Origin of the sequence: Flavobacterium anhuiense, from assembly GCF_004151235.1 — a bacterium.
Classification (GTDB): domain Bacteria; phylum Bacteroidota; class Bacteroidia; order Flavobacteriales; family Flavobacteriaceae; genus Flavobacterium; species Flavobacterium anhuiense_A.
In genome coordinates, this window is sequence record NZ_JUIV01000004.1 from 39788 (window position 1) to 55736 (window position 15949).

Genomic DNA, 15949 nt, shown 5'->3' on the forward strand with positions numbered 1-15949 from the left:
TCCAATTAAATGGCTTCGACTTCGCTCAGCCTGACAATCTGGATAAAAGTCTTGATTCTTGCTTCTAAAATCTTAATACTCTAAAATCGATCAATCGCTTCTTGTACTTTTTCTTCTTTTACACACAATGAGAATCTGATATATCCTTCGCCGTTGCTTCCGAAAATGGTTCCCGGCGTAATGAAGATATGTTTCTCATATAATATTTCGTCAATGAACTTCTCTGCTGAATCTATTCCTTCCGGAAGTTTAGCCCAGACAAAAAGCCCAACTCCTTCTTTATATACTTTACAGTTTAACTTTTCAGCTAATTTCTCCGTTAATTCTCTTCGGCGTCTGTAAATTTTGTTTTGGTCTTCGAACCAAGATTTATCACATTTTAACGCTGCAATTGCACCTTTTTGAATCCCATAATACATTCCGCTGTCCATGTTGCTTTTAACTTTTAGAACCGCATCGATAATTTCCGGATTCCCTAAAACCATTCCGACTCTCCAGCCAGCCATGTTGAATGTTTTACTTAGCGAATTCAATTCTAAAGCCACATCTTTCGCTCCTTCAACTTGCAATAAACTCATCGGATTATCATTCAAAACAAAACTATACGGATTGTCGTTGATTAATAATATATTGTGTTTTTTAGCAAAAGCAACCAATTTTTCAAATAACGCTAAACTTCCTCTCGCTCCTGTTGGCATGTGCGGATAACCCAACCACATAATTTTTACTTTCGAAAGATCTAATTTTTCTAAAGCTTCGAAATCCGGTTCCCATCCATTTTCTTCTTTTAAATCATAATAAACCGGAACTGCCTGAACTAAATTGGTTACCGAAGTATAAGTTGGATAACCTGGATTCGGAATCAAAACGTGATCGCCTTCATTTAAAAATGCTAACGAAATGTGCATAATTCCTTCTTTTGAGCCCATCAATGGTAAAATCTCATTATTAGGATTCACTTCAACACCAAACTGATCTTTATAAAAATCTGCCATCGCCTGCCTCATTTCTGGTAATCCCTGATAGCTTTGATAACCATGCCCGTTTTCGTCTTGAATTGCTGCAGCTACTGCTTCAATTACTGCTTTTGACGGACTCAAATCAGGGCTTCCAATTCCCATATTGATGATCGATTTTCCTTCAGACATCAACTGACGAACTTCTCTTAGTTTTGATGAGAAGTAGTATTCTTCAACTGTGTCTAATCGTTTTGCTGTTGTAATCATTGTTTTATTGCTTTATATTTTGCTTTAGGCTTTAGGCCGTAAGCTTTATGCTTTTCTTTTTTGACTTGTCATCCTGAGCGAAGTCGAAGGGCTTTCCAATTGGAACCTGGGCTTCGACTCCGCTCAGCCTGACAATCTAAAATCTTAATTCGTTAATCTTCAATCTAAAATCAACTTTTAAGACTCACTTAAAGGTTTTGTATTTTTGTATTCTCCCAATACTTTAAAATACTCTGCCATAATGTTTAATAACGTTTTGGCTTTTGCAAAATCTTCGTATTTCTCGAATGTTACGTCTACGAAGAATGAATATTTCCAAGGTGTTTCAATTTTTGGAAGCGACTGGATTTTTGTCAAATTCAGTTTGCAGTCGCTCATTACATTTAAAACTGCCGCTAAGCTTCCTCTTTTGTGATCCAATTCAAATTTTACAGAGGCTCTGTTGATTTCGCTTTCCGGCAAAAATGAATTTTGCTTTTTGATGATTACGAAACGTGTCATGTTATTTTTAATCGTTTGAATCGATGATGCAATAATATCGAGATCGTACATTTCAGAAGCGGTTACACTTGCTATTGCCGCAATTCCAGTCAACTGTTTTTCTTGAATTCTTCTAGCTGTTTCGGCTGTATCTTTATCCTCAACCAATTTGATATTTGGATATTGTTTCAAGAAATCCATACACTGCAAAAGTGCCATTGGATGCGAATGAACTTCTTTTATATCTTCAATTTTCTGGCCTTTTAAAGCCATTAAATTCTGCTGAATGTTTAAATAATGCTCTCCAATTATGTGCAGATTGTTCTTGTCAATCAAAGCATAATTCGGAATAATTGGCCCTGCAATCGAGTTTTCAATCGCCATTACAGCCTGATCAGATTTTCCGGCAATAAGGCTGTCGATCAATTCTTCAAAAGACAAACATTCATCAATATCCACATTTTCAGCGAAATACTCTTTCACAACCTGATGATGAAATGATCCTTTAATACCTTGTATTGCAATTTTCGTTGTCATATAGTCAAAAAAAAATCCTGATTTTCATCAGGATTGTATATTAGTTTTATTTGTCTTAAAATTTTTCTCAAATAACCATAGCACAATCCTGACTTCTACTAAAGAAGAAATAAAAATTGTTGCTAAAATAAAAACGGTTACTTGCCATTTTGTTTGTGTTATTTTGTAAATTCTCTGCGAATGTATAAATTATTTTTAGTGCACCAAAAAAAAGATCGCATTTTATGAAACAAAAAAGGATTTCTTAACAAATTTAGCCCGTTTTGTATGATAATATAAAAAAATCGGCTTAAAATGAGAATATTAAAAAGAGATTCTGAGGTTCTGAGATGCTAAGCTTCTAAGTTTTTTCGCCACGAATTCACGAATTAGCGCAAATCTTTATGCATATTTAATTCAAATTTCACAGATTTTAAAAATAAAAACCCGTGAATTCGTAGCTATCTTTCACTCAAAACAATCCAGAAACAGGTTTATTCATAATTCCGATTTTAGCATAATCGAAATTCATTTTCTCTTTCAATAAAGATGCATACACACTTCTAAAATCTATTTCATATTTTAAATCGCCGTTATCTAAGTCTGCGAGATTTGGATTTTTACCTAAAATTGTGCCTTTGTTATTTCCTCCAATGACAAACATTGGCGCCGCAGTTCCGTGATCGGTTCCGTTGCCGTTGTCTTTTACTCTTCGTCCAAATTCTGAGAAAACTACTATTGTGACATTCTGCAATAATTGTGACTGTTTTAAATCGGAATAAAAACTATATAATGAATCGTTTAAATCCGTTAATTTTTTTTCGTGAATCGCGAGTTGATTATCGTGTGTATCAAATCCGTTTAATGAAGTATAATATACTTTTGAATTTAGGTTTCCTTTTATCAATCTCGCAATCCATTCTAAGTTTTTAGATAATTCTGTTTTTGGATAACTGATTTCGGTTTTGGATTTTGCCAAAGCTTTCTGGATTTCATCAGAGCCTTCAGTAACCGAATTGGCAATTTTTCGAACAAAATCCAAATGCGGATTCTGAGATAAAGTCACATTTTCTTCTTTTGATTTGACTTTAAATCGGTTTGGATCTTTTACGGTTATAAAATTAGGTTCAACTCCTTTTAAAGCCAAATTGTCAATCGAATCTAAATTTATTCCCGCTGTTGCATGATGTCCGTTGCATTGCAAATCCAGAAATCTTCCGAGCCAGCCTTCGTTTATATATTTATTAGAATCTGTTGCAGTCTGCCAAATTTCTTGGCTTCTAAAATGCGAACGAATAGGTTCTGGATAACCCACATTCTGAATTACCGTTAAATCTCCGTTTTGCTGCATTTGGGCAAAATCTTTTAGTGAAGGATGAAATGCCATTCCTTTGTTCTTTCCGACAACCAAATCTTTATTTAATGCAATCTTCGTTCTCAAATCATAATACAATGGATCATCATATGGAATAAAGGTATTTAAACCATCATTTCCGCCATTCAGCTGTACAAAAACGACACATTGTTCTCCCACAACCAAATTGTTCTGAGAACCAAAAGCGTGTAAAAAATCAGGAAGCACAAGTAATCCGCCTGTGAAAGTTCCTGTCAATGTTAGAAAATTTCTTCTGTTCATGATTCCTGCTTTTTAGATTAATTGATATTCTGGAAGTTTTGTGATGTAATTAAACACTCGAACAACAGCAAAATCAGCATGCGGATCTTTGGGATCAAAATCGTATTTCAAAAGATTTTCCATGTCTTTTTGAGCCGAATCGCTAACGGTAAATAATAATCGGTCTGACAATTCCGAAATAATAGTTTTATTATTTCCATCCGAATCAAAAGCGACTTTTACGGCAACTTTTTCATATTCCGATTTTTCTTTTTCAACTCCGTTCATCATCGTTTTCAAAATCTTTCGATTCAGACTTTTTCCGCTGCATAATAAATCGGCTGTATTGTTTCTTTGAAGATAAATTTGCGACGTCAGCCAGGAATTTCCACCGTCCCAACCTTTTACATTAACCTGATTGTACAAATCCATTCCTTGCTGTTTTATGAATGCCATAATTGCGGCATCGTTCACATTCTCCATCTGCAATTCGTCACAAAGCTGTAAAATATAAACCAGCGGATTTTTGATTTTACTTCCAGAATTTTCTTTTTTAAATTCTTCCGTAAAGATTTTAGTCAATAAAGGTTCGATCTCAAACTTTTGCTTTCGGAAATAATCGCCATAATAAACTACTAAATCTTCGGGCGGATTATCATAAATAAACCATTTCAGGATTTTTCGGGTAATGAGATACGGAATGTTTTTCTGTTCGAAAATAATATCAACCAGATCATCTGACTTCCAATTTCCAGTTTTCCCGAAATAGGTTTTATTGCTGTTATCTTCAATATTTTTTCTGTAAACCGCTCCATCGTCGCCAATACTTAAACCTGCTAAAGCTTTTGCACCGTTTTTTATATAATCTTCGGTATAATTTCCAATTCCGATTGTGAATAGTTCAAGTAATTCTCGGCTTAAGTTTTCGTTTACTTTTCCTTTTTTATTATCGCCATTATCGAGATAACGAACCATTGCATTCGACTTTAGAATCTGTTTGGTTAATTCTTTAAAATTGCCAAAAGCATTTTCGCGCAAAATCATATTGTGCTGGTAAATCCAGTAATTGATTTTTACTTTTTGGGAGGTCGAAACAAAATGATTGTGCCAGAAACAAACCATATTTTCACGAAGCGGGAATTCATCGTTTCTCATTTTAGAAATCCACCATTTTTTGAATTCGGCAGTTGCTTGATTTTCTTTTTTCTGAATTTCCTTTTTGGTTTCGGGGTCTGAAGTTTTGATGATTTCTCGAACTTGTTTCAACTCTAAAGTAGTTTTAGGCTGATCTTGAAGAAAGCCTGGAATTTCTTTGTCAAACTTCGAATTATAAGATTGCTTTAGAAATTTTTCTAAGCCGAGTTTTTCAATTTTTGAAGCTTGTTTTCCTGAAAAACCTAATCGTAAGGACCAAAGACTGCTTTTTTTCATCGTTCAGAAATTATTACAATAAGACTTGATTCTCTTTAAAAGGTTTAAAAGAGAAAATTCTGAGTTACTTAGTTACTAAGATGCTAAGTTTTAAAAGTCTTTGGTATTAATTAGAACGTGGAATTTTTCGGGATATTGCTTTCACAATATTGAACAGCCGTAATCAAATATAGCCTGTGGTTTCAAATACGGGAAACGGATTGGGGAAATGCATTGTGTTCCCGTGGTTGAAAACACAGGTTATATTATTAGATTTTTTCATGAATTATTTCAATTTTTCACCCTTTTCCAATAATATTTGGACCTGTCAACATTGTCAAATATATAAGCAATTTTTTTATCATTGAATTTGAAAAATTTCATTGGATACCTATTATTATCATAAAGCAATAAAGTATCACCATATATCTTCCATTTACCATATTCATCAGTAGAGCTTCTTAAAACATTCTTTCGGGCCATTCTTCTTGAATTATACTTCTGAAATAAACATTTATAGGTATTATCATCTCGTAAATACAAAATACTAATATCATATGAATAACCAATCGCTGGGTAAGAATCATAGGCAATTCTATAAACAATATCTCTCTTCTGAGCAAAGGCAGAATTAATCAAAAATAAAATTAAGATTAAAGTCTTATACATAAAACTGACACAATTAGATTACCAACAAATAAACAAAAAAAGCAGCTACCAAAACGATAACTGCTTTCTATTTCCAAAGAATAAATCTTTCTTCTTTATTCTATTTTCTTTCTTCTAAAAAAACTAACTTCCACACATCTCACAATCTTCAGGATCTGCCGCTTGTGCTTTCAAAAGCATCGCTTTGTAATCCTCAACACTGATTGATTCAGTTTCCTGAACTAATGATGGAGCTGTTTCTTCTTTTTTATCGTTGTTTAATGTGAATTTAATCGCATCTACAGCCGCTTTTGTTCTCAAGTAGTACATTCCTGTTTTTAAACCAGATTGCCAAGCGTAGAAGTGCATTGACGTCAATTTAGAATAGTTTGCATCCTGCATGAACAAGTTCAACGATTGAGACTGGTCAATGAAATATCCTCTTTGACGAGACATATCGATAATATCTTTCATCGACATTTCCCAAACTGTTTTATAAAGATCTTTTAAGTCTTGCGGAATGATATTGATGTTTTGAACAGATCCATTATGACGCATAATTTCTTGTTTCAAATCTTCGTTCCATAAACCTAATTTTACTAAATCTTCTAGTAAATGTTTGTTTACTACGATGAACTCTCCAGACAATACACGACGTGTGTAAATATTTGAAGTATATGGTTCGAAAGCTTCATTGTTTCCTAAGATTTGAGAAGTTGATGCAGTTGGCATTGGCGCAACCAATAATGAGTTACGAACTCCATGCTCTACCACTTCTTTTCTTAATGAAGCCCAATCCCAACGACCAGATAATTCTTCATCTTTCAATCCCCACATGTTGTATTGGAATTCTCCTTGAGACATTGGTGATCCTTCGAAAGTTGAATATGGTCCTTCTTCTTTTGCCATTTCCATAGAAGCGGTTACAGCAGCGAAGTATAAAGTTTCGAAAATTTCTTGGTTTAATTTTTTAGCCTCATCACTTGTAAACGGCATACGCAACATAATGAAAGCATCTGCCAAACCTTGAACTCCTAATCCAACCGGACGGTGGCGCATATTTGAGTTTTCAGCCTCTTGTACTGGATAGTAGTTTCTGTCGATTACTTTGTTCAAGTTGCGAGTTACACGTTTTGTAACATTGTAAAGAGATTCGTGGTTGAATTCTCCGTTTTCAACGAACATCGGCAATGAGATTGAAGCTAAGTTACAAACTGCAATTTCATCTTTAGATGTAAACTCCATAATCTCTGTACACAAGTTAGAAGAACGGATTGTTCCTAAATTCTTGTGGTTCGATTTACGGTTTGCTGCATCTTTGTACAACATATATGGTGTTCCAGTCTCGATTTGAGATTCTAGGATTTTCTCCCATAATTCACGAGCACGGATTGTTTTTCTTCCTTTTCCTTGCGCTTCATATCCTGTATACAAAGCTTCAAATTCGTCTCCGTAAACATCATATAAACCTGGACATTCATTTGGACACATTAAAGTCCATGGCCCATCTTCTTGAACACGTTTCATGAACAAATCTGAAGTCCACATTGCAAAGAATAAATCTCTTGCACGCATTTCTTCTTTTCCGTGGTTTTTCTTTAAATCCAAGAAATCGAAAATATCAGCATGCCAAGTTTCGATATAAATAGCAAAACTTCCTTTACGTTTTCCACCTCCTTGATCTACATAACGTGCTGTGTCGTTGAAAACTCTCAACATCGGAACAATTCCGTTTGAAGTTCCGTTTGTACCGCGAATGTAAGACCCAGTCGCACGAACGTTATGAATAGAAAGTCCGATTCCTCCCGCTGACTGCGAAATTTTAGCTGTTTGTTTTAATGTATCATAAATACCGTCGATACTGTCTTCCTGCATTGCCAAAAGGAAACAAGATGACATTTGAGGTTTTGGAGTTCCCGCATTGAACAGCGTTGGCGTTGCGTGCGTAAAGAACTTTTTAGACATTAAATCATAAGTTTCAATAACTGATTTCAAATCGTCTAAGTGAATACCAACAGAAACACGCATTAACATGTGCTGCGGACGCTCAACGATTTTTCCGTTTATTTTAAGAAGATAAGAACGCTCTAAAGTTTTGAAACCAAAATAGTCGTAATTAAAATCTCTTGTATAAATGATATGAGAATCTAAAAAAGCAGCGTTTTCTTGGATCACTTTGTAAACATCATCAGCAATTAATGGTGCATCTTGACCATTTCTTGGGTTTACGTAGTGATACATATCTTTCATCGTTTCTGAGAAAGATTTTTTGGTATTTGAATGCAGGTTAGAAATTGCTACACGAGCTGCTAATTGAGCATAATCAGGATGCGCAATTGTCATAGAAGCCGCCGTTTCTGCTGCAAGATTATCCAATTCAGAAGTCGAAACTCCATCATACAATCCTTCGATAACTCTCATGGCTACCTTAACTGGATCTACAAGCTCGTTTAAGCCGTAACACAATTTTTTGATTCTTTCTGTAATCTTATCAAACATTACGGGCTCTCTGTGGCCATCTCTTTTTACTACATACATAAGCTTACCTTTTATGGTTATTGAAAAAATTAAAGTAACTAGAAAACGAATTCCAGCACTTAAACATTGCGTGTTTTTAAATTAATTTTAGAGAATTACCAAATTCTCAATAGTTACCAGTTTCAAATTCGAAAATCGAATTTAAATGCGTCAAAAATTGCTATTGAACCTGCGACTTGGGGAAAGAGGCTCAACCTTTAAAAATAATCTGTAATCTTTTTTTAGTGTCTCTAGAAGATAGACGCTAAAATATTTTTTGTTGTCTAAAAATCTGCATCGAATGAAATTTTTTGAGCATCGCTGTCATTGTTCATCACACCTGACTTTTGATACTCTGCAACACGTTTTTCAAAGAAATTAGTTTTTCCTTGAAGAGAAATCATGTCCATGAAATCGAATGGATTCGCAGATCCGTAAACACGCTCACAACCTAACTCTACTAAAAGTCTATCGGCAACAAACTCTAAGTACTGTGTCATTAAAGTCGCGTTCATACCAATTAAGCTTACTGGAAGAGATTCAGTAATAAATTGTCTTTCGATATCTAAGGCATCGACAATAATTTCTTTGATTCTTTCTTTTGGCACTTTGTTTACCAAATGGTGATTATGCAAGTGAACAGCAAAATCACAGTGTACGCCTTCGTCACGAGAAATCAATTCATTTGAGAAAGTTAAACCTGGCATTAAACCACGTTTTTTTAACCAATAAATTGAACAGAAAGCTCCTGAGAAAAAGATTCCTTCAACTGCAGCAAAAGCAATAAGTCTTTCAGCAAACGAATCTGACTCGATCCATTTTAAAGCCCATTCTCCTTTTTTAGCAATAGCCGGGAAAACTTCTAAAGCATTAAACAATTCTGTTTTCTCAGCTTCATCTTTAACGTAAGTGTCAATTAATAAAGAATAAGTTTCGCTGTGAATGTTTTCCATCATAATTTGGAAGCCATAGAAAAACTTCGCTTCAGCATATTGAACTTCGTTTACAAAGTTCTCAGCCAAATTTTCATTTACGATTCCATCAGAAGCTGCAAAGAATGCTAAAATATGTTTAATGAAATATCTTTCGTCGTCATTCAGTTTGTTATTCCAATCTGTCAAATCTTGGTGCAAATCGATTTCTTCAGCAGTCCAGAAACTAGCTTCCATTTTTTTATACCATTCCCAAATATCATGATGTTTGATAGGAAAAATAACGAAACGATTTTTATTTTCTTGTAAGATTGGTTCTACTTGAGACATGACAATTTTTGTTTAATTTTTATACCGAATTTTTTGCTAATTCAATAGACTACAAAGATTGTCAATTAACGCCAAAAATGAAAGTCAAACTTATTCACAATTTGCTGTAGTTTTTAACAACGTTAATTTTTTGAAACATTTTTCATACAATAATTAATTTACTGTAAATGAAACATTTAAAACCAATAATCATACCTGAAAGCCCCGTAAAATATAGACTTTTAAATATAAAAAGCAAGAAATTTTAAATAGTTTTAAAAAGTTTTTTTTGAGTTAAAACTTTGTTTTTTTGAGTCAAAAAATGAAGAGAGAAAAAGGTATAAATTACACTTTAATTTTTAAGAATTTTTAAGCTCTTCAGCTACCTTTTCTAGTTCCAAATACCAGTCTTCTCCAAAACGGCGAATCAATGCCTCTTTTACAAATTTGTAAACTGGAATTTCAAGTTCTTTTCCTAACGAACAAGCATCATCGCAGATATCCCATTTATCATAGTTTACCGCTGCAAATTCTGTGAAGTCTTTTACTCGAATTGGGTATAAATGACAAGAAACAGGTTTTTTCCAATCCACTACTCCTTGATTGTAAGCTTGCTCGATTCCGCAAAGTGCCGTTTTTCCGTCAAAAATCACATAAGCGCAATCTTTATTATCAATCAGCGGCGTTTCTAGATCACCATCTGTTCCTTTTACCCAAGTTCCTTGCGCTTCGATTGCTTCAATTCCTTCTTTTCGTAAAAAAGGTTTTACTTTTGGGTAAATGTCTTCTAAGATTTTAGTTTCAGCCTCATTCAAAGGCGCCCCCGCATCTCCATCAACACAACAAGCTCCTTTACAAGCAGACAAGTTGCACACAAATTCTTTTTCCAGAATGTCCTCTGAAATAATAGTTTTACCTAACTGAAACATGATATTAAATACTGTAATTTATAAAGTGCAAAGATAGTCAAAGAAAGGAGATAAAATAGGATGAAAATTTAACCGCAAAGTTCGTAAGGATTTGCGCAAAGGTTCGCAAAGTTTATACGCACACATTTCCAATACCTATTTTAATTTGCGAACCTTGCGAATTTAATTTTGCGTGCTTTGCGGTTAAACCTATTATAAGTTTTACTAAATGCAAAAGAAAACAATAATTGTTACAAATATCACTTTTTTAATCAATAAAACATGTTTTTATAACAAAAGTGCATTGTATCGAAAAAACACCTAACTTTATTAACTACTTTTGCAGCAGTTTTTTAAACCCTAAAAATCAAAGCGATATGTTAGAAATCGATTTTAAAGAAATCATTACCGTTAGTATGGTGCTTTTTGCCGTAATTGATATTGTTGGCTCGATTCCGATTATTGTGAATTTAAGAGCTAAAGTCGGACACATCGAATCTGAGAAAGCTTCTATCGTTGCAGGCGCAATTATGATTGTTTTTCTTTTTGTTGGAGAAGGTTTATTGAATCTTATTGGAATAGACGTTCATTCATTTGCTGTTGCTGGTTCTTTCGTATTATTTTTTCTGGCTTTAGAAATGATTTTAGGAATTAGAATCTATCGTGATGAAGAACCAGGGTCTGCTTCTATTGTACCGCTGGCGTTTCCTCTAATTGCTGGTGCAGGAACAATGACCACTTTATTATCACTTCGATCACAGTTTCATACCATCAATATTATCATTGCCATTTTATTAAATATTATTCTAGTTTACATCGTTTTAAAGTCTTCTAAAAAAATCGAAAATCTACTGGGAGAAAACGGACTTGGAGTGGTTCGCAAGACATTTGGAGTAATACTTTTAGCAATTGCTGTTAAATTATTCGCTGCTAATGTTAAAGGTTTGTTTGTCTAAATTTTATTTTTATAAATTTACCCCGTAAAATTTCTAAAATACAACTTTGAGGCAATTTCCCCATAAAGTTCTACTTTATTATTTTAGACAAAAACAAAGACAACCTTATGAAAATTTTCACTTCAATCTTAGTGCTTTTGGCATTAGCTTTAATCGTTTTTAATATTACGCTATTAGACTTTAAAAACCCTTTTCAAGGAGATAGTATGGTAGCTTTTATTGGAATCGCCGCTTCATTTTGCGCTGTTTTGATTCTTTTGATTTTTAGAATTTCAAAAAGAATTGAAGAAAAAATGAATGACAACAGATAATATGTTTGATGTTTTAATTATTGGCGGAGGAGTATCTGGAATGTCTTGTGCTCTAGTCTTAGGATCCGCAAAAAACAAAACTTTTGTTACTGACAAAAAAATCGGAATTTTTACTCATCAGAAAAATTCTTCTTTACAAGAGGCAATATTTTATAACGCTTACGGAATTACACCAGGAAAATTAGGTTCTGAACTTTTAACTGAAAGCACACAGGATTTAGCAACGACTTACCCGCACATTACTCAGATTCCAAATGAAAAAGTAATGAAAATTGAGGGCAGTTACCCAGAGTTTACCGTAGTAACCAACAAGAATTCATACCAAACAAAAAATATCGTGGTCGGAATTGGATCTGCCAATACTTTCGACATTGAAGGTTTAAAGCAATTTGTTGAACCTCACAAAAAAGCACTTCCAGAAAAACAGCGTATTCAGCTTAAAAACGAAGATCACAAAGTAGCAGACGGCATTTATGTTATCGGAACTTTAGCGGGCTGGAGAAGTCAATTGGCAATTGCTGCCGGAAGTGGCGCTGCTGTAGCAACAGATATTTTAACTTTATGGAATAACGGCGTGCAGACTCACGCTCACGATAGTATTCGATAATACGCTATAAAAATTATTAAACCATATAAGTTATATAAGTTCACGTATGCTTTGCGCATAGTTTAAATGAACTTATATAACTTATATGGTTTATTTTTTTAAGTTTTTCGCCTTTTTATTTAACCGAAACGATTTCTGTTACTTTAATACGGTTTTCATCTTCAGATTTCCATTTTTCTCCTTTAACAGATACTACATCTCCAATTTTTAATTGTTTGTAATTCTGAGGCCCGCCAACGTTTACAATACTGATTGTAGCAAAGTATACTTCTTTTGCGTCTGTTGTAATTTTGGCTGTGTAACCATCTTTTCCCGCTTCTATACCGTCTACTTTTCCTGAAACTATAGCATTCGTGTCGTTTTTCATAGTTGTACAAGAGATTACAAAAGTCATTAAGAGCACTAGAAAACTGATTCTTTTTAGATTTTTCATATATTTTAGTTTAACCGCGAAGTTCGCGAGGATTTACGCAAGGTGCGCAATGTTTTATTTTAAGTTAATATTATTTTATTGCATCAAACTTTACGCCAACTGAACACAGCTACCTGCAATAACTTTTAGATTCTTACCCGATTTTTTCCAAACTCTTATATATTTGAAAACTCCGCTGATCGAATTATTATCGTAAGTTGCCTTTAAAGCAACTGTAACAGCAACAACAGCCGAATCATCAATTATATTCACAATTTGATCTGATGCTTCCAAAGAATTAATTTTTAGCTTTCCTGAACGATATGATTCCAAATCAAACTCTTTCGTTATGGTTTGTCCGTCGGGCATATTAAACAATAAATCATCATGAAGGATTGTTTCCAAAGCCATAACATCCGATTTTTTAATTGCAGTCAAGAGTTCGATTTCTGCATCAACAACGGTTTCTATTTTCATGATATAAAGATTGAGGTTATTTCTTTGGAGCTAGAATTGTTTTTATCATGGCATCATCTTTCAAGATTACATCATAATAATACAATTCTCCAAACAGCTGTCGTGCGAATTCAGCTGTAATATGACGGTTTACGAGCGCTTTCGTTTTATCCAATTTCAAATCCAATCCCGTCATTAAAATATAGTTTTTAAATCTTTTAAAATAAAAATCTGAGTTCTTCATTTTTGCCAAAAACTCATTAAAATTATCTCCAGCAAAAGCATTTCTGTTTTTATCTAATTCTTCAAAGACAAAATGCCCTACAATTCCAGTCTGTAGCAAATATGCAACATTTTCATTTCCATGCTCTGCTTCCATTGGAACAAAAACATCTGGAACAATTCCGCCGCCGCCATAAACGATTTTTCCTTTAGGAGTTTTAAATTTTAAAGAATCTGCTACTTTTATGCTGTCTTTTGCATACAATTCTCCAGTAGCAATTCTTGCTTCAGATTCTTTAAAATATTCTTCGTTTCCTTTTTTATACGGTTTTTGAATTGATCTTCCTGTTGGCGTATAATAACGTGCTACAGTCAATCTCACAGCAGATCCGTCATTAAAGTCCATTTCTCTTTGAACAAGACCTTTTCCAAAAGAACGTCTTCCAACAATAGTTCCGCGATCATTATCTTGAATGGCTCCTGCTAAGATTTCACTAGCCGAGGCACTATTTTCATTAATTAAAACATAAACTTTCCCTCTTTCAAAACTTCCTGCTTTTGTTGCATACGTTTTCTCAGTAGAACCGTTTTTGCTTTTCGTGAAAACGATTAACTGTTTGTCTTTTAAAAACTCATCGGCAATAGCAATCGCTTCTTCCATATAACCGCCTCCATTATCGCGAAGGTCAATTACAAGCGACTGGATTCCTTTTTGCTTTAATCTCGTCAAACCAGTTTTAAATTCATTGAAAGTAGTTTCGGCAAAACGGTTTATTTTGATATACCCCACATTATTTCCAATCAGCAAAGAAGCATCAACACTTTTAATTGGAATAATATCTCGTTTTACTTTAAACTTTAGTTTCTTTTGTTCTGATTTCCTAAAAACAGTCAATTCAATTTCTGAACCTTGACGACCTTTTAATTTAGAAAACAAACTATCTGAAGGCAATTTCCTGCCATACAATTTGGTTTTTCCTGCAAATAAAATGCGGTCTCCAGATTTTATTCCTGCTTTTGCTGAAGGACCGTTTTCTACTGGTTTTATAATCGCAACTGAATCTTTATACATATAAAAATTAATTCCAATTCCCACGAAATCTCCTTTCATACTTTCGGCAACCTCAGCCTGTTCGCTTGGCGGAATATAAACTGAATGCGGATCTAATTTAGAAAGAATATTATCGACCGTAAGGTTTACAATCGAATCGGTATTGACGCTATCAACATATTCGGTATTGATAAAATCAATGAGTTTGTTAAGTTTGGTTTTGGAGTAATTTTTAGCCAAAAGCTGGTCACTTGCAGGAGCATTCATCAAGCTTCCGGCAATTGTTCCAAGAGCAAAAGTTGCTCCTATGACTATTGGCAAATATTTTGAGTTAAATTTCATTACTCTTCCAAAATAGGAATGTGTTCTACTTCTACGCCAGCTTTTATCAAAAACTGGATTCCCGAATCGTCACGGTATCCATTATGATATACCACTCTTTTTATACCTGACTGATGTATTAATTTGCTGCATTCTTTGCAAGGCGAAAGCGTGATATACAATGTTGCTCCTTCGCAAGATTGTGTTGATCTTGCCACTTTCAAGATTGCATTTGCTTCGGCGTGCAAAACATCCCAACGGGTTAACCCGTCTTCGTCTTCGCAGCAATTCTCAAATCCAGATGGCGTACCATTGTAACCATCAGAGATAATCATTCTGTCTTTTACGATAATAGCGCCAACTTGTTTACGTTTACAGTAAGAAAGCAGGCTCCACTCTTTTGCAATTCGCAGATATGCTTTATCGTATTTATTCAGTTTTTTTACTTCCATTTAATTTATCTGTTCCAAATTGGGCTTTCAATAATCATCGGAATTACAACTCCAATAATAAAAGCCGACATTACAAGTGCCCAGTCGCGTTTTGAAAAACGGAAAACTGTCTGCACTATATATGAAATTACCAGAACAACAAAAACTACTACCAGCTGAGCAGCTTCTATTCCTAAGGCAAACTCTCCCAAAGGTAACAATTTTGAGGTTGCAGAGCCTCCTAAAATTGTCTTGAAATAATTAGAAAAACCTAGTCCATGAATAATTCCAAAGAATAAAGTTATGAAAAATACTAGATTTACGCCATCATTTTTTGAGGTCTTTCCAGCCGTAAACAAATGATAAAGAGCTGTTATTAAAATTGTAATCGGAATCAGGAATTCTACAATGTTAACTTTTATGGCAATTATGCCGTAAACAGAAAGAATTAAAGCCAAAGTATGGCCAATTGTAAAAAGCGAAACCAATAAAAAAATTCTTTTCCAGTCTTTAAAAAGATACGGAACAGTTAAGGCGATTAAAAAAAGAACGTGATCGTAAGCATTGATGTCTAAAACGTGTTTTAATCCTATTTGAAAATAAATCCAAAATTGTGACATA

Annotated in this window: 15 protein-coding genes; 3 read left to right on the top strand and 12 right to left on the bottom strand. The window is 34.1% G+C overall.

Annotated features, from left to right (window positions below):
* Positions 1 to 80: 80 nt before the first annotated feature.
* The 7 genes from NU08_RS07360 to NU08_RS07390 form a co-directional block, all read right to left on the bottom strand.
* Positions 81 to 1226: a pyridoxal phosphate-dependent aminotransferase gene (locus NU08_RS07360; RefSeq protein ID WP_129746517.1), complete on the bottom strand. Its 1146-nt coding sequence runs from the start codon at positions 1224 to 1226 to the stop codon at positions 81 to 83.
* Between the two features lie 177 nt (positions 1227 to 1403).
* On the bottom strand, positions 1404 to 2243 hold the full coding sequence (locus NU08_RS07365; RefSeq protein WP_129746518.1) for a prephenate dehydratase: 840 nt from the start codon (positions 2241 to 2243) through the stop codon (positions 1404 to 1406).
* Positions 2244 to 2694: 451 nt separating this feature from the next.
* The gene (locus NU08_RS07370; protein WP_129746519.1) at positions 2695 to 3858 is read right to left on the bottom strand and encodes a DUF1501 domain-containing protein; all 1164 of its coding nucleotides are present in this window, start codon (positions 3856 to 3858) and stop codon (positions 2695 to 2697) included.
* A gap of 12 nt (positions 3859 to 3870) precedes the next feature.
* On the bottom strand, positions 3871 to 5268 hold the full coding sequence (locus tag NU08_RS07375) for a DUF1800 domain-containing protein (RefSeq protein ID WP_129746520.1): 1398 nt from the start codon (positions 5266 to 5268) through the stop codon (positions 3871 to 3873).
* A gap of 771 nt (positions 5269 to 6039) precedes the next feature.
* Positions 6040 to 8433, bottom strand: coding sequence for a ribonucleoside-diphosphate reductase subunit alpha (locus NU08_RS07380; RefSeq protein WP_129746521.1), 2394 nt, complete (start codon positions 8431 to 8433; stop codon positions 6040 to 6042).
* A gap of 263 nt (positions 8434 to 8696) precedes the next feature.
* Complete coding sequence (locus tag NU08_RS07385) at positions 8697 to 9674, bottom strand: ribonucleotide-diphosphate reductase subunit beta (RefSeq protein ID WP_066033454.1); 978 nt, start codon at positions 9672 to 9674, stop codon at positions 8697 to 8699.
* A gap of 338 nt (positions 9675 to 10012) precedes the next feature.
* Positions 10013 to 10582, bottom strand: coding sequence for a DUF3109 family protein (locus NU08_RS07390; RefSeq protein ID WP_129746522.1), 570 nt, complete (start codon positions 10580 to 10582; stop codon positions 10013 to 10015).
* A 356-nt stretch (positions 10583 to 10938) separates the two neighbouring features.
* On the opposite strand from NU08_RS07390, the gene NU08_RS07395 reads away from it, so the two are divergent.
* The 3 genes from NU08_RS07395 to NU08_RS07405 all read left to right on the top strand — a co-directional run bounded on the left by NU08_RS07395 (position 10939) and on the right by NU08_RS07405 (position 12435).
* Positions 10939 to 11517: a MarC family protein gene (locus NU08_RS07395; RefSeq protein ID WP_091494800.1), complete on the top strand. Its 579-nt coding sequence runs from the start codon at positions 10939 to 10941 to the stop codon at positions 11515 to 11517.
* Between the two features lie 107 nt (positions 11518 to 11624).
* Complete coding sequence (locus NU08_RS07400) at positions 11625 to 11828, top strand: hypothetical protein (protein WP_008465053.1); 204 nt, start codon at positions 11625 to 11627, stop codon at positions 11826 to 11828.
* 1 nt (position 11829) lies between these two features.
* The gene (locus tag NU08_RS07405; protein WP_129746735.1) at positions 11830 to 12435 is read left to right on the top strand and encodes an FAD-dependent oxidoreductase; all 606 of its coding nucleotides are present in this window, start codon (positions 11830 to 11832) and stop codon (positions 12433 to 12435) included.
* A 115-nt stretch (positions 12436 to 12550) separates the two neighbouring features.
* Here NU08_RS07405 and NU08_RS07410 read toward each other — a convergent pair whose 3' ends face one another.
* The 5 genes from NU08_RS07410 to NU08_RS07430 form a co-directional block, all read right to left on the bottom strand.
* A complete protein-coding gene (locus NU08_RS07410; protein ID WP_129746523.1) occupies positions 12551 to 12868 on the bottom strand; it encodes a hypothetical protein in 318 nt (105 codons plus the stop codon).
* Between the two features lie 90 nt (positions 12869 to 12958).
* Positions 12959 to 13324, bottom strand: coding sequence for a nuclear transport factor 2 family protein (locus tag NU08_RS07415; RefSeq protein WP_129746524.1), 366 nt, complete (start codon positions 13322 to 13324; stop codon positions 12959 to 12961).
* A gap of 16 nt (positions 13325 to 13340) precedes the next feature.
* Entirely contained in the window at positions 13341 to 14918 is a 1578-nt protein-coding gene (locus NU08_RS07420; protein WP_129746525.1) for a S41 family peptidase, read from the bottom strand.
* Positions 14918 to 15349 carry a deoxycytidylate deaminase gene (locus tag NU08_RS07425; protein ID WP_129746526.1) on the bottom strand — a complete coding sequence of 144 codons (432 nt, stop codon included), beginning with the start codon at positions 15347 to 15349 and terminating at the stop codon, positions 14918 to 14920. Before NU08_RS07425 ends, NU08_RS07420 begins: the two co-directional genes overlap by 1 nt.
* A 5-nt stretch (positions 15350 to 15354) precedes the next feature.
* On the bottom strand, positions 15355 to 15948 hold the full coding sequence (locus NU08_RS07430; protein ID WP_129746527.1) for a HupE/UreJ family protein: 594 nt from the start codon (positions 15946 to 15948) through the stop codon (positions 15355 to 15357).
* Between the last annotated feature and the right edge of the window lies 1 nt (position 15949).